We start from the raw sequence: 18748 nt of genomic DNA, 5'->3' as shown, positions 1-18748 counted from the left end.
ATTAATTAATGCCCGATGATTTATTGAGTCCTGACGAAATAAACGCGCTTCTTTCAGGAGGAGGCGGAGATTTAGGCGATGTAGAAGAACTCTCAAGCGAGAATTCAGAGCAGTTAGCAAAAGTTGCCGATGTTTTTGCGAATTCAGAGAACAGCGTTATAAACATGCTCGCGGGCAAAAATGTTACAACAAATGTCGGTAAAGCAGAAGTCTTAACACAGATTGATTTTGCTAAAAAATTTTCTGAAATCCCGTTTTTATTCTCGAATACTTTCGGGGGCTTTGATGATAAACCTTTAGCCCTAGTTGTAGATCAAAAGGGAGCTTTAACACTCGCAGATTTAATGATGGGCGGGAATGGCTCGCAATTGCCTGATCCTAGCGATTTATACTGGAACGCAGCACAGGAAGGTTTGAGTCAAGTCGTAGGCTCTGCATTTACGAGTTTAAGCGGTTTGCTTGGCGGTCGTCGTTTAATGCCGGAAAATACAAGCTCGGCACTAGGTGAGGCAGAATGGCGGGCGTTTTCTCTTGAACCAGCAGACGCTAAAATCTGGGCGAGTCCCGTTAATGTAGTGATTGACGGCCTGACACCGTTTAATATATGGACGTGTCTGCCATTAGATACGGCTTTAGACATTGCGGAAGTAATGAGCGGCAAAAAAAATCCTGAACCGCAGCAAACAGCAAATAATCCTATGGGAGGTGGGGGATCAATGGGAGGAAGACAGAACGCGGGCCCTGCTGTTGATGTTAGACCTGCAGCATTTCAGCCTTTAGGAGGAGGCGGAGGTGGCGGGACTCCGAGTCCTATAGATTTAATTGCTGATATTCCCGTGCGTGTAACTGTCGAACTTGGCAAGGCTCGCAAAAGTGTCTCGGAAATTCTTGCATTAACTGCCGGGGCTGTAGTCGAACTCGACAAAATGGCCGGAGAACCTGTAGATATTCTCGTGAACGGCAAATTAATAGCACATGGCGAAGTCGTTGTAATTGACGAAAATTTCGGCGTAAGAATAACGGATATTATACCCGGCGGAGCTTCAAGGGCAGCGTCATAAAAAATTTTAAATTTTTCGTGTTATAATGCAAGTGAAAAATTTTCCGGTTAATTAAATAAATATAAATGTTATATTGCAAAGGAGAGTTTTATTAGAATGGGCAAAAAAGTTTTAATAGTCGATGATGCAGCTTTTATGCGCATGATGTTAAAAGATATACTCACAAAGAACGATTTTGAGGTCGTTGCAGAGGCTGAGAACGGCAAAGCAGGAGTCGCGGCTTTCCAGAAATATAAGCCCGATATTATCACAATGGATATTACAATGCCTGAAATGAACGGAATCGACGCAGTAAAAGCAATCAAGGCATTAGATCCCAGCGTAAAAATCGTAATGGTCTCAGCAATGGGACAGCAGCCAATGGTAATCGAAGCAATACAGGCCGGAGCAAATGATTTTATCGTAAAGCCCTTCCAGCCTGAAAGAGTTATCGAGGCCATTACAAAGGTGTTGTCTTAAAAATTTTAGCTCAAGACGTAAATTTAACGGCATATATAATCCGTGCTGTAAGTGCATTAATAATTATGTCAGCGGCCGCGTTTCTGCTGGTGAAGTATTACAGGAAGCACAATCAAAACGCAAAAATTTCATCAGCTGTTGAGATAATCTCGTCCCTGCGTCTGACTGGCAGGGATATATTTTTAGTTGTCCATTGCGGCCCCGATGTAATAGCTTTCACAACAGGATCCGGCGGAGCTTGTTTATTAGGCAGGTGGAAATATGAAGACTGGCTTAAATCTAGTGAGCAGTAAAATTTTCCTCGCATTATTTATTATTCTTGCTTTATCGGGAAGTGCTTTAGCTGCAACTGCTCCGGCGAGATTACAACAAATGCCGCCTAATATTCCCTTACCGACTATAAATTTCGGGATAACTCCGGCAGATTCGCCCCGTGATGTCGCTTTAACTTTGCAAGTTTTAGCGTTAATGACCGTGTTAAGCCTCGTGCCTGCGATTTTATTAATGGTAACGAGTTTCACGCGAATTATAATCGTCTTAGGATTTGTGCAGCGCGCTATAGGTCTTCAACAGTCGCCCCCTCAGCAAGTCATTGCGGGAATGGCATTATTTCTCACTATGTTTACAATGTATCCGACTTGGAATAATGTATATCAGAATGCAATATCGCCTTACATGTCGGGGAATATAAATTCTTCGCAGGCATGGGAACGCGCAATAACTCCCGTGCGTGATTTCATGTTTAGATATACAAGGCAGGAAGAATTATCTTTGATTGTCTCAATGTCAGAGACTCCCCGCCCCGCGAATCAATCTCAAGTCCCGACCCGTGTATTAATTCCTGCGTTTATGTTGAGCGAGCTTAAGACAGCCTTTCAAATGGGAGTCGTGATTTATATTCCCTTCTTAGTCGTTGATATGGTAGTCTCAAGTGTTTTATTAGCTATGGGCATGATGATGCTGCCGCCTATGATGATTTCTTTACCGTTTAAAATATTATTATTCGTGATGGCTGACGGCTGGAATCTCGTAGTTATGAGCGTCTTGAAGAGTTTTACAAATGTGCCGTAAATAATAAAGGAGTGTTAAGAAATTGCCTGTTACAAATTTGAGCTTGTTTGATATTCTGAGCGGTGCAATATGGACAATGATGGCCGTAACTCTGCCGATTTTGTTGACTGCTATGATAGTGGGATTACTAATAGGAATTTTGCAGACAGCTACATCAATACAAGAACAGACTTTAATATTTATTCCTAAAATTTTAGCAGTATTCTTGTGTATAGTGTTATTGTCGCCCTTTATCAGTCAAAGAATGCTAGTGATGACTCGTGAAATTCTAGGGCAGCTTGAAAGATTCATACAGTGAGAGGTCTTGAACTTCCTGCGCAGTTATTAGCTGTATATTTGCTGCTTCACTTGAGATTCGTGGGGCTTGTGTTCAGTTCGCCGATATTCACGACGGCAATGGCTCCGACCCCTTTCAGATATTTATTTGCTGTAATGCTTACTGTGTGTTCAGTCGGAGTCATAAAAGACGAGTCGATCCCGTTAATTTATTTTGACAGCGTTATATTTATCGGAGCTGTATTTATTCGTGAATTATTAATCGGTGTTGCGCTGGGCTTTATTTCAGCATTGCCGTTATATGCTTTGCAGGTTGCCGGAGAACAGACGGGGACTCTAATGGGCTTCTCAATGGCTCAAGTAATGGATCCTTCATCAATGAGTCAAGTTTCGATTTTGAGTCAATTAAATTTTTTAGCGGCCTTATGGTTTTATTTTCGCTGGAACGGTCATTTATTGATGATTCAGGCGTTAATCGAGACTTTAAAATTAGTTCCCCCCGGTCAAATTTCGTTATTTCCTTCAGGTGATTTGTCGTTCGGTTCATGGCTTCAAGAAATGTTTATATTGAGTCTGCGAATAGTCCTCCCGTTTTATTGTTCGTTATTAGTCTCTGATGTAGGGCTTGGCTTTCTAGCTCGTACAGTTCCGCAAATGAATATTTTTGTCGTAGGATTGCCCGTTAAAGTCATGCTGGGATTTATGGTGCTTGCTGCTGTATTGCCTTTGACTATAGATTTAATTTACACCCAGTTAGAAAAATGGATAGAGTTTTCTTTAAGTGTTATAAGACTATGGCGGCCGGTTGTGTAAAAAATTATTCGCGGTTAAGTGAGAGAGTTTGCGGGAGAATAACGGGCGGAAGTGAATGCGAGAAAGTTTGCGGCGATTCTTTCATGTATACGAGTAAAAATTTTCGTGATAATAATAATTGCTGCACGGGAGGGAATAAACACGAGAAAATTTGCGGCTACTCTTTTACGGGCGGGGAAGTTGAACAAAATTTTTTACATGAATACGAGAATATTTGCGGCGACTCTCACGAATATAGTAATAAACACTACACGGGCGACTCAATTATGAACGGGGATAAACACGAAAATATTTACACAAAAAAATTTAATCTTCAATTTTTCGCTGAAGAACGCACAGAAGAAGCTACACCGAGAAAGCGCGAGAAAGTCCGAGAAGAGGGGCGGGTCTGTATGAGTAAAGATTTAAATGCAGCTGTAGGAATAATCACGGCTTTACTTGGCATGACTATGTTAGGGGCTTTGATTTGGCGGACTCTTACGGGATTAATTACTTTTTCTGTTAGATTCATGGGCGACAAGGCATTATTGCAGGACGGCTGGCTGTATCTCATATCATGGGAAGCTATGATCGATTATTTTGCGTCATGGCTGCCACTGGGCGGACTCGTTGTATTATTCTCGACGTGTACTGTAATTGCTCAAGTCGGTTTTGCTATGACCGGTGAGCCGTTCGGGCCTAAATTTGATAGATTGAATCCGTTCACAGGCATGAAAAAAATTATTTCTCTGCGTTCAGTTGTCGAATTGCTGAAAGGTTTATTAAAAGCTAGTATATTTGCCGTGATGATTTATAGCGCAGTAAGAAATTATTTGCCTACTTCTTCAAAAGCTATGCAGATGCCTTTATTATTCGGGAGCCTTGTTTTCTGGGACATGTTATGGGGACTTGCTATGAGGCTTGCTTTAATGTTGCTAGTAATGGCCTTTGCTGATTATTTCTATCAAAAATGGGACTTCGAGAAATCCATCAGAATGAGCAAGAAAGAAATTAAAGACGAATACAAGCAAATGGAGGGCGACCCTCAAGTTAAGCAGAAAATCAGGCAGAAGCAGCGCGAAATGGCAAAACAAAGAATGATGGCCGATGTTCCTAAAGCTGATGTTGTAATCACTAACCCGACTCATATTGCAGTAGCTCTAGTTTATGACCGTAAATTAATGGGCGCGCCTCAAGTTTTAGCAAAAGGAGGGGACTATTTAGCAAAACGAATCCGAGAAATTGCCGAGTCAAATTTAATTCCCGTTATAGAAAATAAGCCGCTCGCATGGGCACTATATCAAAATGTAGAAATCGGCGAAGAAATCCCCGAAGATCTTTACAGGGGAGTAGCTGAAATTCTAGCAATGGTGTATAAATTAAGAGCTTCATAATGATATAATGAGATAAATTTTATAAGCAAGAGGGCGAACTGAATGATACTGACTGATCAGAACAGCAAAGAACAGCAAAGAACAGCAAAGAACAGCAAAGAACAGCAAAGAACAATATGCTTTAAATATATAAAGATTCTCCGGCTTGATCATTGGGTGAAGCAATTTTTTATAGTTCCCGGTTCAGTAGCAGCAATACTTATTAATAAAATAAAATTTGATTCTGAATGCACGACTAGATTAATTTATGGATTTATAGCAGTTTCTCTCATAGCTTCGGCCAATTACGCAATAAATGAATATCTTGACGCAGAATTTGATAAATATCATCCCGTCAAAAAATATCGCAGCTTAGTATCAGGTGTAATAAATGCTAAAATTGTCTGGCTCTTATGGGCAGTCTTAAGCATAGCAGGTTTTATTATCGGGTCAATCTTGAATAAAAATTTTTTATTTAGTTTAATATGGCTCTGGATAATGGGAATAATTTATAATGTCAAGCCTTTACGAACAAAAGATGTCGTTTATCTCGATGTCCTGTCAGAATCAATAAATAATGCTATAAGACTAATTGCGGGCTGGTTCATAATTTCTGCTTATACATTGCCGCCCGTGAGTCTAATTCTCGGTTACTGGTTCGGTGGAGCTTTCTTAATGGCTATTAAGCGTTTTGCAGAATATAGAATGATTGATGATCCTAAATTAGCCGGCCTTTATAGAAAATCATTCAGGCATTATACAAGCAATTCTTTATTAGTCAGCTCATTTTTTTATGCGATGTGCTCAGTGTTTTTCACGGGAATATTTCTTGTAAAATATAGAATAGAGTTAATATTATTTATGCCTGTTTTGACTGGACTATTTTGTTATTATTTCCTGTTATCGTTTGAGAAAGATTCAGCTGTTCAGAAACCTGAAAAATTGTATCATGAAAAAGGTCTCATGCTTTACTGCGGGGCTTTGATTGCTTTATTTATAGTGTTAATGCTGGTAAATATTCCTGTATTAAATATATTTACGAGCCGTGAATTAGTCTTGTTACAATGAAATATCGCGCAATAATTTCAGATTTTGACGGAACTCTATATTATCAATTTCCAGTGAGAATCTTAATGGCTCTATGGCTGATTATATATTATGTTATATTCCCGTTAAGAATCAAAGAATTATTTTTTTTGCGGGAATTCCGTAGACTTCAAGAAAAACACTTTGGAGCAAATACAGAAAATTTTTATCACTCGCAAATAGATAGAGCTTCAAGATTATATAATTTAAATCCTGATAAAGCCGAGTCTATAATAAATTTATGGATGATAATGAGGCCGCTTAGAATAATAAAACTTTTCAGGCGTAGACGTTTGCTTGCGAGTTTAAAATCTTGTCAAGAATCAGGAATCAAGATAATTATTTACTCAGATAATCCAGTAAAAGAAAAAATAAGCGCGATAAATTTCACTCCTGATTATTCATTCTGGAGCTGCGACGAAATTATTAAATGTATGAAGCCGGACTCTTCAGGATTAAGAAATATTATTAACTTGCTGGGACTCCCTGAAAATCAAGTCTTATATATCGGAGATCGTTATGACAGGGACGGGCTTTGTGCTAAATCAGCAGGCATTAATTACATTGACGTAAAAAATTTAGATTATAAAACTTTCATTTGTAATACTGCACGAAAATAACCCGTAAAATTATTCATTGCGTATAAAACTTTTCGCGCATAAAATAAACATATCGAATCATAAATATTCAAAAAAATTTAATATGTCAGGAGCGTTAATAAATGCAGATCGATATTAACAGCAGATTAATAGCACTCATTGGTACGCCGTTAAGCCAGTCATTTGCAGCACGTATGCAGAACTCAGCATATCAGGCGGCAGGCTTCAATATGGTCTATTGTTATTGCGAGGCAGACAGCACCCACCTTAAAGAAATTATTGACGGGATTCGTTATATGCCCACTTTCTTAGGCTGTGCAGTTACTAAGCCGAATAAAGAGGCCGTTATGCAGTATCTTGACGATTTTGACCCGCTTTGTAAGAAAATAGGCAGCTCGAATACAGTCGTGAAAACTGAATCAGGAAAACTTGTCGGCTATAACACTGACGGCTACGGAGCATTACGAGACATTAAGGAACATAACTGCCAAATTAAGGATAAAGTCATGTTCTCATTCGGTGCGGGCGGTACTGGGCGTTCTGTGTGTCTTGAACTCGCAGAAGAAGGCGCAAAGAAAATTTATATCTCTTCACGTTCGGAAAAATGCGAGTCACTCAGCGAAGAAATTAATAAATTTTATCCCGGCGTTTGTGTTCCTGTTAGAGCAGCTGACGAGGCAGGAATCGCTAAAGCACTTGACGAGACTGACATAATATTAAATTTATCCGGACTCGGCATGAAGGGCAAAGAAGAATATACATGTGTTGACAAGAAATATTTAAAGCCTTCACACATTTGTTTTGACGCTACATATAATCCCGCTGTAACACGTTTCTTGAAAGAGGCCGAAGAAGTAGGCTGCAAAACTATTAACGGTCTTGGAATGTCGCTTTATCAGGGCTTGCGTCAGATTCAATTATGGACGGGCGGGAAGGCTGTTCCGTTGGATGTAATGCGCGAGACTTTAATGACGATTTTAGCAGAGAAGGCAGCAGGTAAATAATTAAGTGTGTAATGCCGTCGCTAATTCAGGGCGGCTGATATTTTACTGAAGGGAGAAAATTTTTATAATGGCACGTAAATTTTCACTAGCATATTTGACCATCCCCGGCACTAATCCCATGGATCAAATTAAGATCGCAAAAGAAGCAGGCTACGATTTTGTGAGCTTGAGAACTATTCCCATGCATTTACCCGGCGAACCCGAATTTTTACCGCAGAAGGACCCGGATCTCTTTGACGCTATCAAGTCAGCACTAAAAGAATATGACATGCCCCTAATGGATATCGAGCTCGCAAGAATCCGCAAAGATTTAGACATTGACGAATACAAACCCGCATTTGAGGCAGCTGCAAAACTCGGCGCAACTGATGTACTCGGCAGCGTTTGGACTCGTGATAGAGATTGGTACACTAAGACGGCCGGAAAAGTTGCAGATATGGCCAAAGAGTTCGGGCTTAAATTCAATATTGAGTTCTTACCATGGGCAGGCGTTAGAAATTTACAGGAAGATATTACGTTAATTGACGATTTAGGGCGTGATAATGTTTTCGTCATGGTAGACACTCTTCACGCAGGACGAGCAGGCGTAACAGGTGCGGAACTTGCTAGGACTCCGAGAAAATATTTTAATTTCATTCACCTTTGCGACGGCCCGGCTCCTGAAGGCGCAGAATGTAATGATCCCGTGCTTGATAATATCAAGGATGATTTAATGCTCTATACAGCTCGTGAAGCAAGATTTTATCCCGGTGAGGGCGACGTAAAAATTGCTGACATGATAAAAGCAATGCCAGAGATTCCGCTTTCAATCGAATTGCCGAACCTGAAGGAAATCAAAGCTCGCGGAGTTGCCGGACATGCTAAACAGTGTCTTGACGTGGCAAAGAAATATTTTGCTGAAAACGGGATTAATTAATTAGAAGGCTCAAAAAATGAACTTACCCGAAAAAATTAGTATTTGCGAAGTAGGACTCAGGGACGGCCTGCAGAATGAGAAAGTTATTTTATCAACTGATCAGAAATTAGAAATCTTGCGCGGCTTTATTGATGCTGGATTCCCTGTTATTGAAGTCGGCTCATTCATGCACCCTAAGAAAGTCCCTCAAATGGCTGACACTGACGAATTATTTAAACGAGTCGGAGAAATTCCCCCCGGTGTAGAGCTCAGGGCATTGATTCCGAATGTCAGGGGCGTTCAACGTGCTGTAGAATGCGGCTGCAAAAAAGTTAAATTAAACGTGTCCGCGAGTCGTATGCATAACTTGAAAAATTTAAATCGTACACCTGAAGAGAGCGTCGCAGGTTTTGCAGATTGTGTGAAGGCTGCTCAAGAAAATAATATAGAAATCTCCGGGTCTATCTCTATGCCGTTTGCCTCACCGTGGGAAGGACGAACTCCCATTGAAGACGTTGACGCAATTATCGAGGCATATTTGAAAGTGGGAATTAACGAGATTTCTTTATCTGACGCGTCAGGCCAAGCAGTCCCGAATCAAGTTTATAATTTATGCGAGCATGTACGGAAAAAATATAGCGAGGCTTCATGGTGGCTGCATTTCCATAATACACGGGGAGCAGCAATCGCAAATATTCTCGCAGCAATGCAGGCAGGAATGACGAGATTTGACTCTTCATTCGGAGGACTCGGCGGTTGTCCGTTTGTTCCCGGTGCGGCTGGGAATGTTCCGACTGAAGATGTAATTAACATGCTCGACGAGATGGGAATTTATACGGGCGTTGATGTCTTGAAAGTCATGGCATTATCCCGCAAAGTCAGTGAATTATTAGGGCATGGACTAGAAAGTTATGTATTACGGGCCGGGCGTTCAAAAGATTTAATTGCGTCTCAGTCTGAATAATAAAATTTTATGAAGGAGGTTATAAAATTGATTAAGTGGCTCGATGAACATTTCGAAGAAACATTAATGGTCATTTTCTTGATTTTAATTTCGTGCGTCATGATGTTACAAGTTGTTGTGCGTAAGATTCCATTTATACCGTCATTAACTTGGGCTGAAGAGTTTTCGCGTTTTATGTGGATTATGAGCGTATTTATCTCGCTTGCTTACACGATTCGTAAAGGAAATATGCTTAGAGTCAATGTAATTATTGATTTACTGCCTCAGACTCTCCGTAAAATTATAAATTTATGCGTTGATGTAATTGTCGCTTTATGTATGGCACTTCTTGCTTATCATTCAATAGAGTGTTTAAACTGGGCAGCCGGTACAATGTTAGAAGGTGCAAAGGCCGAGACTTCCCCCGCAATGGGATGGCCCATGTGGTGGCTTTATGCGGTCGCGCTGTTCGGGTTCATTATTGCGACATTGAGGGCGATTCAGATGTTCTTTATTCACTTAAAGAATTTCAATGAGAAGGAGCTTACTACTCTTGAGCAGACACAACTTGACGCAAAAGCAGAGGCAGAAGCAGGACTCAGAGCAGAGGGGGGCAAATAAACAATGGCAGCATTATTAGTCTTTGTAATATTTCTTGTAGCAATAATTTTATCGATTCCGATCGGAGTCAGTATGATTTTAGGTTCAGTAGCTCCGATTTTGTTAATGGCTCGCGGCGGTGTAATTCCGCAAATAATTGATAATACTTTGAGCGGTGCGAACTCGACTCCGATTTTAGCAGTCCCGTTATTTATCTTAGGCGGAGTCATAATGGCTGAAGGCGGAATATCCAAGAAATTATTTAACTTTTTCTCGTATTTTGTCGGCAGAATCACAGGCGGAGTCCCTTGCGCAGTTGTATTGACGTGTTTATTTTACGGCGCTATTTCAGGATCAGGCCCGGCAACAACGGCAGCAGTCGGAGCTATGTGCGTCCCCTTCATGGTAGATTTAGGCTATGACAAGACATGGGCGGCAGGTTTAATAGCAGTCGCAGGAGGTCTCGGAGTCATTATTCCCCCGTCAATTCCCTTTGTGCTTTATTCACTCGCAACTGACGTATCAACCGGAAAATTATTTTTAGGCGGAGTTATTCCGGGTATCTTGATCGGCGTGTTCCTGATGATTTATGCTATTTTCTACTGCGCTACTAAGGGTGAAGACAAGGCAAAAATCAGAGACAGACTCAATGAAATAAGCTCAAAAGGTTTCTGGGCATTGTTTAAAGATTCTTTCTGGGCCTTAATGTGTCCGATTATAATTTTAGGCGGTATATATTCGGGATTCTTTACTCCTACAGAAGCGGCCGTCGTATCAGTCTTTTATGCTATAATCGTGTGCTTATTTATTGAACGTACTATTAAATTCAGTGCGTTACCTGCTTTCTTGATTAGTTCAGTAAAGACATACGGGGGACTTGCATTTGTACTCGCATTTGCTACGGCATTCGGGCGTGTATTATCACTCACACATGCAACGGCGGCAGTTCAGGAATTCATTATTACTAACTTCCATAGCTCATTCTCTGTCTTGACAATCTGCACGATTATATTCTTGATTCTCGGTATGATTATGGACACAGGCCCGGCAATTATTATACTTGCTCCCGTTTTGCTCCCGGCAGTAAAGGCACTCGGCGTTAATGACGTGCATTTTGGAGTCGTCCTTGTCTGCTGCTTATCGATCGGGCTTGCTACACCTCCGTTCGGGCTTGATTTATTCGTAGCCGGCAATATTTCACAGGATCAGCCTATGAGTGTTGCGAAAAAAGCTGTCCCGTTTATAATTGCTTTCTTGCTGGCACTCGCGCTTATTGTCTACGTTCCTGAAATAAGCACGTGGCTTGTAGGTTAATTTAAGAAGGGAGATAATATCATGAAAAAATTTATTGCCCTGACAGCATTAATATTTATAATGAGTTCTTGTGCCTTTGCTGCGTCAGAATTTGATGAGACATGGCTGATTACTTCAGATACTACGGCGAAGGGCGCGGCTGGTAACGTTTTTGCTGAATTAATTCGCGACAAAGTAAAAGCAGCAAATTCCGGCTTAGTAATTGACTACTTCCCAAACGGCGAGCTCGGAGGAGATGCTGATTTACTGCGTCAGGCTCAAAAGGGTTATATCGCAATCACAGTGTGTCAGACGGCTCCTATAGTGTCATTTATTCCCGAAATGGCCGTGTTTGATTTGCCTATGGTATTCGCTAGATATGACGGCGATACGATTGATAAAGTTTTGAACGGGGACTCTGAATTTCACAAGCAAATTTCTAAAGCATACGAGAAAGCCGGTTTGCATTTATTAGGATTCATGCAAAATGCAACGTACAGACTCACGACTTCAAATAGGGATTTGCAGACTCTTACAGATTTTAGGGGACTTCAGATTCGTACAATGGAGAACGCGAATCATATGACTTTCTGGACGGCAATCGGAGCAGAACCGACTCCCCTTGCATGGGCTGAAGTATATATCTCGCTTCAAAATGGAACTATTCAGGCTCAAGAAAATGCGGCTGATACTTGCGCGTCGGCACATTTCGAGGAAGTACAGAAATATTTAGCCTGCACGAATCATATTTTATACTGTAATCAAATTTGCATAAACGATAAAATTTATCAGGCACTCAAGCCCGAGCATAAAGCAGTATTAAATAAGGCAGTTGCAGACGCGTTACAGGAAATGCGCCCGAGACTCGAGCAGATCGACAAAGTCAATAAAGAGAAACTCAAAGCAGGCGGCATGACTATAATAGAGTATCCTAATTCATTTTTCAGCGATGTACTTGCTTTGCAGGGAGTTAGAGATCTTTATCGGAGAATCGACAACGCTACGAACGGACTCGGAAGTGTACTAGAAAAAAGTCTCGAAGAAGTAGCAGCAAAAAATAATCCCGCCCCTGTTAGTGAGCCGACTCAAACCGAGACTCCAGCAGAAAAGCCGGAAGATTAGAGATTAATTCATTCATTTGCGATTAAATAAATAAAATAAAGCCGGGCAAGTGGAAATCACAAACCCGGTTTTATTATGCGAGAATTCTATAAAAATTTTTATTCGTTCGTCATAGCAACGGCCTTATCAAATAATTCTGTTACTTCCTTTGAAGGCGCAGGAGAAATTAATGACACTATCACGGCCGCGATCAATCCCGCGAAAAATCCCGGTATAATCTCATAAACTCCAGTGTGAGACATGTAATTAAACCAGCAAATATCTACTACTGCACCGACAAAGACTCCGACTGCCGCACCTGAAAATGTAAATCTTCTCCAGAATAAACTAAGCATTATTGCAGGCCCGAAAGCTGCTCCGAAAACTCCCCATGCATTTGATACAAGAGCCATTATTGAGCCCGCATTTGGATTCGAGGCTATAAATAAAGCTGCAACCGCAATTAATAATACTACTATACGGCCAGCCCAGAGCATTTCACGACTTCCCGCTTTGTCCTTACGAATTACAGGTCGATATACATCTGACGCAAAAGCACTCGCAGCCGCTAATAATTGACTGTCAGCAGTACTCATCGCCGCAGCAAGAACAGCAGAAAGCAATACTCCTGACACTACAGCATGGAAAATTCTACGAGTCATTACGACAAATACAAGCGAGTTATTATTTACTGTCTCGTCAAAGCCTATAAACATTCTGCCTATTACTCCGACTAAACCGGCGAAAATTAATATTATTAACGTCCATGAAATTCCGATTTTTGCCGATTTCCTTAACTCATGCTGTGATTTAATTGACATGAATCTAATTATAATATGCGGCATTCCGAAATATCCAAGTCCCCAGCCGAGTCCGGAGGCTATATCCTGCCAGCTTGAAAAAATATTCCAGTAATTTGGAGTCTCTACAGCGATTTTATTTGCTGCCCCTGACTCTAACATAGTGGCTGCTACAATGGGAACTATTAACATTGCCGCTAATACTAACATTCCCTGAAAAAAGTCCGTCCATGATACAGCACTGAAGCCGCCTAAAAATGTGTAGCTTATTACTATAACAGCCGCTAAATACATCGCAATTGTCGTGTCAAGCCCTGTTACTGTGTTAAATAATGTCCCGCAGGCTTTAATACTCGACGCAGCATAAATCGTATATGCAACAAGAAAGACTACAGCCGAAATTAATTGCAATGCACGAGACTTTGATAAAAATCTATTAGTCAAATATTGAGGGACTGTAATAGAATCATTCGCAGCAATCGAGAAAGCCCGCAGTCTCGGAGCCTCGTAGATCCAGCTTAAAGAATATCCTATAGCGAGTCCCACTGAAATCCAAACTTGGCCGAGTCCCATTGCGTAAATTGACGTGGGAAGACCCATTAACACCCATGCGCTCATGTCAGAAGCTCCGGCAGATAACGCAGCAACCCACGCGCCCATTTTCCGATCTCCTAAGAAATAGCCTTTTTCTGACTGGTTTTTATCGCGGAAAAAGAAATAAACTCCGACCGCTAGCATGAATAACAAATAAATTATAAACACGCTGACTTCTTGTAAATTCATATAATGCAAAACTCCTTGTCTCATAATGAAAAATTCATTGCAATATATCATACAAAAAAAGGGCTTGCAAGTTTTTAGATATAAACACTGTTTTATTGTATAATTACGTAAAATTATATTTATCAAGAAAGGATATTGACAAGTGATAAGAATTTCACGGGCCTTGCTTGCTTGCTTGCTTGCTTGCGACTCTATTGCCTTAAATTTCCGGTAAGTTCTCTAAATATTTCGCGATTCCTGCTAATTAAGATTCAGGAGGCAATTAATTAATGATTACGCTTCCTGAAATTATAGAACGAGATAAACGCCCGCCTTCAGTAACAGTTTATATGCTCTGCTACAATCATGAAAAATATATCGATCAGGCCATTAAAAGCGTCTTAATGCAGAAAACAAATTTTCCTGTAAATATTCTGATTCATGATGATGCTTCACCGGACTCAAGTGCTGAAATAATACGGCGTTATGCGTCAGAGAATCCAAATATCACGGCAATTATTGAAGAAAGTAACTGCATACTTCACGGCAAAACATTTTTTCAGAACATGATTCAATATTTCACCGGCAAATATATAGCTTATTGTGAATGCGATGATTATTGGATTGACGAGAATAAATTGCAGATTCAAGTCGATTATCTCGAAAATAACCCTGACTGCATAGGCGTTTATAGCAATTGGAAAACGATAAATAGATTAAACGAAGAAATAAAGCACATAATGTATAATGAAGGGGATTATCCCAGAAATTATATAATGGGAGTCAGACATCAATTAGCAACATGTGTTCATAGAAATTTTTGGCGGTTTATGACATCTGACGAAATAAATTTTTATGTGTCTCTGAGGGGGAATGTAGGTGATCAGCAGCTTATTGCGATTCTGGTTCATTTAGGAAGAGTTCACTATTTCAGCCAAATATTTACAACATATAGATTTATTAGAGACGAGGGGGATTCATATAGCGCACGCATGGCAAGATTGCCTAAATTTGAACTCGAAGCAGATCATATACTCTGGCGAAGTGAAATTTATAGAATGCTTGAACATTATTTCGGGAAAAAGCATTATTATAAATACTTGTTTGTACTGTATTGGGAATTAAGAGCCCGCGTTAAGTCTCATCGTTCAATCATAAATGAGGCACATCTCAATCCTTGCTATCATCTGAAAAATATTCCATGCTTTATTTACGCTGCTTTTCCGTTTTATGCTGCCTACAGAGTTGCTAAAAAAATTTTTAGAGTTATAATCGGCAAAAAATAAATTTATAATTATAGGAGTCTCATCATGTCAGAACAAATTTTAGTTACACGCTCATCAATTCCCGAACTTGACGAATACATGAACGAGTTAAAATCTATATTTGACTCACACTGGCTGACAAATATGGGCGATAAACACAAACAATTTCAATGCGAGCTGCAAAAATTTCTCGGTGTCGAAAATGTAGAACTCCTCACAAATGGACACATGGCACTTGAATTAACTCTACAGGCTATGAATCTTCAGGGAGAAGTCATAACTACTCCATTTACTTTTGCGTCAACTACTCATGCAATTATAAGAAATGGACTCACCCCTGTATTCTGCGATATAAATAGCAATGACTTCACGATCGACACTGAAAAAATTGAACGCCTCATAACTGATAAAACCTGCGCAATTATGCCCGTCCATGTCTACGGAAATATTTGCAACGTTGAAGAAATTGACAGACTCGCGAAAAAATACGAACTCAAAGTAATATACGACGCTGCTCACACTTTCGGGGAGACCTATAAAGGCAAAAGCACGGGGACTTTTGGCGACGCGTCATGTTTCAGTTTCCACGCAACAAAAGTTTTTAACAGCATTGAGGGCGGAGCAGTGTGCTTCAAAGATAAGAGTCTAGCAAATATTTTATACGAGCTCAAAAATTTCGGTATTCACGGCCCTGAAGAAGTAAGCGCAGTAGGTTCAAATGCTAAAATGAACGAATTTTGTGCGGCTATGGGACTTTGCAATTTGCGGCACTTGGAAGGCGAAATCTCTAAACGTAAACGAGTCTTTGAGCGTTATTCTGAACGTCTGGGCAATGTTGAAGGAATTAGACTCAATGCGATTCAAAATCACGTAAAGCCTAATTATGCATACTTCCCTGTAATCTTTGAAGAAAAGCAGTTCGGTGCAAGCCGGGCAGAAGTATTTGATAAACTCGCTGATAATAATATATTTGCGAGAAAATATTTTTATCCGTTGACTAATACTTTTACGGCATTTCACAGACAATTTGACGTAATGCAGACTCCGACAGCCTTACACATAAGCCGCCGAGTCTTAACTCTTCCGATGTATGCAGACTTAGATTTGAAAATTGTAGATAAAATCTGCGATATTATATTAATCTGTAAATATTAATATTAATAAGAAAGCATGTATAATCATGAAGGATATTTTGACGGCAAATTTTATAATTGAGATAACTCGGACTCTTACAAACATGTATAATCACGGATGGGACGAGAGAAATTCGGGCAATCTGTCATTATTATTGACTGAGTCAGAAATTAGCGATTATTGCGACGTAAACAAATTTACTCGAGAGATTCCGACCGGCTTTGAAGCTCCGACTCTGAATAATAAATATTTTCTTGTTACTGGGACGGGCAAATATTTCAAGAATACTCAGTATAACCCCGCTGAAAATTTAGGATTATTCAAGATTGTAGATAATGGCAAAGTCGCGCGGCTTTTATGGGGCTTGACTGACGGGGGCAAATTTACGAGCGAATTTCCTGCTCATATGATGAGTCATTCTGTAAGGCTCGCTATAAATCCTAATAACCGAGTGATTTTACACTGCCACCCGACTAATTTACTCGCTATGACTTATGTACATTCACTAAATGAACGTGAATTTACGCGGACTCTTTGGCAAATGTGCACGGAGTCAATTATAATCTTCCCCGATGGAGTCAATATTCTCCCGTGGATGCTCTGTGGAACTAATGAGATCGGCCAAGCTACTGCGGAAAAATTCAAGACTTCACGACTCATTATATGGGCTCAACATGGAATTTATGCAGCGGGTCAAAGTTTAGACGATTCATTTGGCTTAATAGAGACAGCAGAGAAGGCAGCAGAAATTTATTTGAAGATTGCCCATTTACCCAGAGTCAATAATATAACTGATGAAAATTTGCGGGATTTAGCAGTAAAATTTAACGTAAAGCCACGAGACGGCTATTTATCTTAATCACAGCAATATTATATATTTATACAGAAGGGGAGAAGTTTTTTACATGGCAGATCGTATTGTATTAAACACTATTTCTTATCATGGTAAGGGTGCAATCGAAAATATCGCTCCTGAACTCAAAGCGCGCGGAAAAAAGAAAGTTTTTGTGTGCACTGACGCTAGTTTAATCAAATTCGGAGTCGCAAAAAAAGTTACTGATTTACTTGACAAGGCCGGAATTGCTTATGAAATCTACAGCGATATTAAGCCCAATCCTACGATCGAAAACGTTCAGAACGGAGTCGCAGCTTTCAAGAAGGCAAATGCTGACTCAATCGTAGCAATTGGGGGCGGGCTCATCAATGGACACAGCTAAGGCAATCGGAATAATTATTAATAATCCTGAATTTGCCGATGTAAGATCTCTTGAAGGCGTTGCACCTACTAAGACTCACGCAGTATTCACAATTGCAGTGCCTACTACAGCAGGAACAGCCGCAGAAGTTACGATTAATTATGTAATCACCGACGTAGAGAAAAAACGCAAATTTGTATGTGTCGACACGAACGACATTCCGGAAATCGCAGTAGTTGACCCTGATATGATGTCTTCAATGCCCAAGGGATTAACAGCGTCTACAGGAATGGACGCACTTACTCACGCAATAGAAGGCTATATCACAAAAGGACATTGCGCAATTAGTGATATGTTCCATCTTGAGGCCATAAAATTAATATCTCATAGTTTACGCGGCGCAGTAGAAGGTACACCTGAAGGACGCGAGGGAATGGCACTCGGACAATATATTGCGGGAATGGGATTCTCAAACGTGGGACTCGGAATCGTTCACAGCATGGCTCACGGGTTAAGCGCGTTATATGACACTCCGCACGGTGTAGCATGTGCAATAATTCTGCCCTATGGACTCGAATATAATGCACCGGCCGCAGGGAAGCGTTACAGGGCAATCGGCAAAGCAATGGGAGTTGACGGAATCGACTCAATGAATGACGACGAGGCAGCACAAGCAACTATTAAAGCCGTGAAAAAACTTTCTGCAGATGTAGGAATCGCTCCGGATCTCAAAGGCATTCTTAAGGAGTCAGATATTCAATTCTTGAGTGACAGCGCGTTTGCTGATGCCTGCTGCCCGGGCAATCCTAGAGACACAAACGTTGAAGAGATCAAAGCACTTTATCGCAGTATGATGTAACAAAAAATTTTATTTCCGCCGCCTCCTCCCACCCGCCCACCCCGTCGGCGGCGGAAAAAACACGCTATTACTCTACTATCTCGGCCATTATGTATAATATAATACCGGTCGGAACTTGATATATAGTTTTAACGCGTTTACTCTTCATCTCAGGAAATGACAGGAAATATAACGGTAAT

General features: G+C 40.5%; 19 protein-coding genes and 1 pseudogene. 19 read left to right on the top strand and 1 reads right to left on the bottom strand.

Features of this window, described 5'->3' with window-relative positions; genetic code table 11:
• Positions 1-8: 8 nt before the first annotated feature.
• The 15 genes from fliN to IJS99_06170 all read left to right on the top strand — a co-directional run bounded on the left by fliN (position 9) and on the right by IJS99_06170 (position 12574).
• Positions 9-1061 carry a flagellar motor switch protein FliN gene (fliN, locus tag IJS99_06240; protein ID MBQ7561414.1) on the top strand — a complete coding sequence of 351 codons (1053 nt, stop codon included), beginning with the start codon at positions 9-11 and terminating at the stop codon, positions 1059-1061.
• 96 nt (positions 1062-1157) lie between these two features.
• Entirely contained in the window at positions 1158-1520 is a 363-nt protein-coding gene (locus tag IJS99_06235; GenBank protein MBQ7561413.1) for a response regulator, read from the top strand.
• An 89-nt stretch (positions 1521-1609) separates the two neighbouring features.
• Positions 1610-1813 carry a hypothetical protein gene (locus IJS99_06230; GenBank protein MBQ7561412.1) on the top strand — a complete coding sequence of 68 codons (204 nt, stop codon included), beginning with the start codon at positions 1610-1612 and terminating at the stop codon, positions 1811-1813.
• The gene (fliP, locus tag IJS99_06225) at positions 1782-2591 is read left to right on the top strand and encodes a flagellar type III secretion system pore protein FliP (protein ID MBQ7561411.1); all 810 of its coding nucleotides are present in this window, start codon (positions 1782-1784) and stop codon (positions 2589-2591) included. Before IJS99_06230 ends, fliP begins: the two co-directional genes overlap by 32 nt.
• 22 nt (positions 2592-2613) lie before the next feature.
• Positions 2614-2889, top strand: a complete 276-nt coding sequence (locus tag IJS99_06220; GenBank protein MBQ7561410.1) for a flagellar biosynthetic protein FliQ — start codon at positions 2614-2616, stop codon at positions 2887-2889.
• Positions 2886-3680 carry a flagellar biosynthetic protein FliR gene (locus IJS99_06215; GenBank protein MBQ7561409.1) on the top strand — a complete coding sequence of 265 codons (795 nt, stop codon included), beginning with the start codon at positions 2886-2888 and terminating at the stop codon, positions 3678-3680. The genes IJS99_06220 and IJS99_06215 overlap by 4 nt, the downstream gene beginning before the upstream one ends.
• Positions 3681-3946: 266 nt before the next feature.
• A complete protein-coding gene (gene flhB / locus IJS99_06210) occupies positions 3947-5053 on the top strand; it encodes a flagellar biosynthesis protein FlhB (protein ID MBQ7561408.1) in 1107 nt (368 codons plus the stop codon).
• 42 nt (positions 5054-5095) lie between these two features.
• Positions 5096-6100, top strand: a complete 1005-nt coding sequence (locus IJS99_06205; protein MBQ7561407.1) for a UbiA prenyltransferase family protein — start codon at positions 5096-5098, stop codon at positions 6098-6100.
• Complete coding sequence (locus IJS99_06200; protein MBQ7561406.1) at positions 6097-6738, top strand: HAD family hydrolase; 642 nt, start codon at positions 6097-6099, stop codon at positions 6736-6738. The genes IJS99_06205 and IJS99_06200 overlap by 4 nt, the downstream gene beginning before the upstream one ends.
• Before the next feature lie 101 nt (positions 6739-6839).
• On the top strand, positions 6840-7721 hold the full coding sequence (locus IJS99_06195; GenBank protein ID MBQ7561405.1) for a shikimate dehydrogenase: 882 nt from the start codon (positions 6840-6842) through the stop codon (positions 7719-7721).
• 67 nt (positions 7722-7788) lie between these two features.
• Complete coding sequence (locus IJS99_06190) at positions 7789-8637, top strand: sugar phosphate isomerase/epimerase (protein MBQ7561404.1); 849 nt, start codon at positions 7789-7791, stop codon at positions 8635-8637.
• Positions 8638-8653: 16 nt separating this feature from the next.
• Positions 8654-9580, top strand: coding sequence for a hydroxymethylglutaryl-CoA lyase (locus IJS99_06185; protein ID MBQ7561403.1), 927 nt, complete (start codon positions 8654-8656; stop codon positions 9578-9580).
• A 27-nt stretch (positions 9581-9607) separates the two neighbouring features.
• The gene (locus tag IJS99_06180) at positions 9608-10180 is read left to right on the top strand and encodes a TRAP transporter small permease (GenBank protein MBQ7561402.1); all 573 of its coding nucleotides are present in this window, start codon (positions 9608-9610) and stop codon (positions 10178-10180) included.
• Positions 10181-10183: 3 nt separating this feature from the next.
• Positions 10184-11473 carry a TRAP transporter large permease gene (locus IJS99_06175; GenBank protein ID MBQ7561401.1) on the top strand — a complete coding sequence of 430 codons (1290 nt, stop codon included), beginning with the start codon at positions 10184-10186 and terminating at the stop codon, positions 11471-11473.
• Positions 11474-11494: 21 nt separating this feature from the next.
• Positions 11495-12574, top strand: a complete 1080-nt coding sequence (locus IJS99_06170; protein ID MBQ7561400.1) for a TRAP transporter substrate-binding protein — start codon at positions 11495-11497, stop codon at positions 12572-12574.
• Positions 12575-12672: 98 nt separating this feature from the next.
• Here IJS99_06170 and IJS99_06165 read toward each other — a convergent pair whose 3' ends face one another.
• A complete protein-coding gene (locus IJS99_06165) occupies positions 12673-14136 on the bottom strand; it encodes a sodium/proline symporter (protein MBQ7561399.1) in 1464 nt (487 codons plus the stop codon).
• Positions 14137-14405: 269 nt separating this feature from the next.
• Between IJS99_06165 and IJS99_06160 the strand changes: the two genes are divergently transcribed.
• The 4 genes and pseudogenes from IJS99_06160 (at position 14406) to fucO (ending at position 18569) form a co-directional block, all read left to right on the top strand.
• A complete protein-coding gene (locus IJS99_06160) occupies positions 14406-15401 on the top strand; it encodes a glycosyltransferase family 2 protein (protein ID MBQ7561398.1) in 996 nt (331 codons plus the stop codon).
• A 24-nt stretch (positions 15402-15425) separates the two neighbouring features.
• Positions 15426-16535, top strand: coding sequence for a DegT/DnrJ/EryC1/StrS family aminotransferase (locus tag IJS99_06155; GenBank protein ID MBQ7561397.1), 1110 nt, complete (start codon positions 15426-15428; stop codon positions 16533-16535).
• A 22-nt stretch (positions 16536-16557) separates the two neighbouring features.
• Positions 16558-17373, top strand: coding sequence for a rhamnulose-1-phosphate aldolase (gene rhaD, locus IJS99_06150; protein MBQ7561396.1), 816 nt, complete (start codon positions 16558-16560; stop codon positions 17371-17373).
• Between the two features lie 46 nt (positions 17374-17419).
• Positions 17420-18569 (top strand): annotated as a pseudogene (gene fucO / locus IJS99_06145) (lactaldehyde reductase).
• Positions 18570-18748 lie beyond the last annotated feature (179 nt).

The organism is Synergistaceae bacterium, from assembly GCA_017444345.1.
Classification (GTDB): Bacteria; Synergistota; Synergistia; order Synergistales; family Aminobacteriaceae; genus JAFUXM01.
Note: the sequence above shows the minus strand (reverse complement) of the source record. Positions and strands in the feature narration are given on the sequence as shown.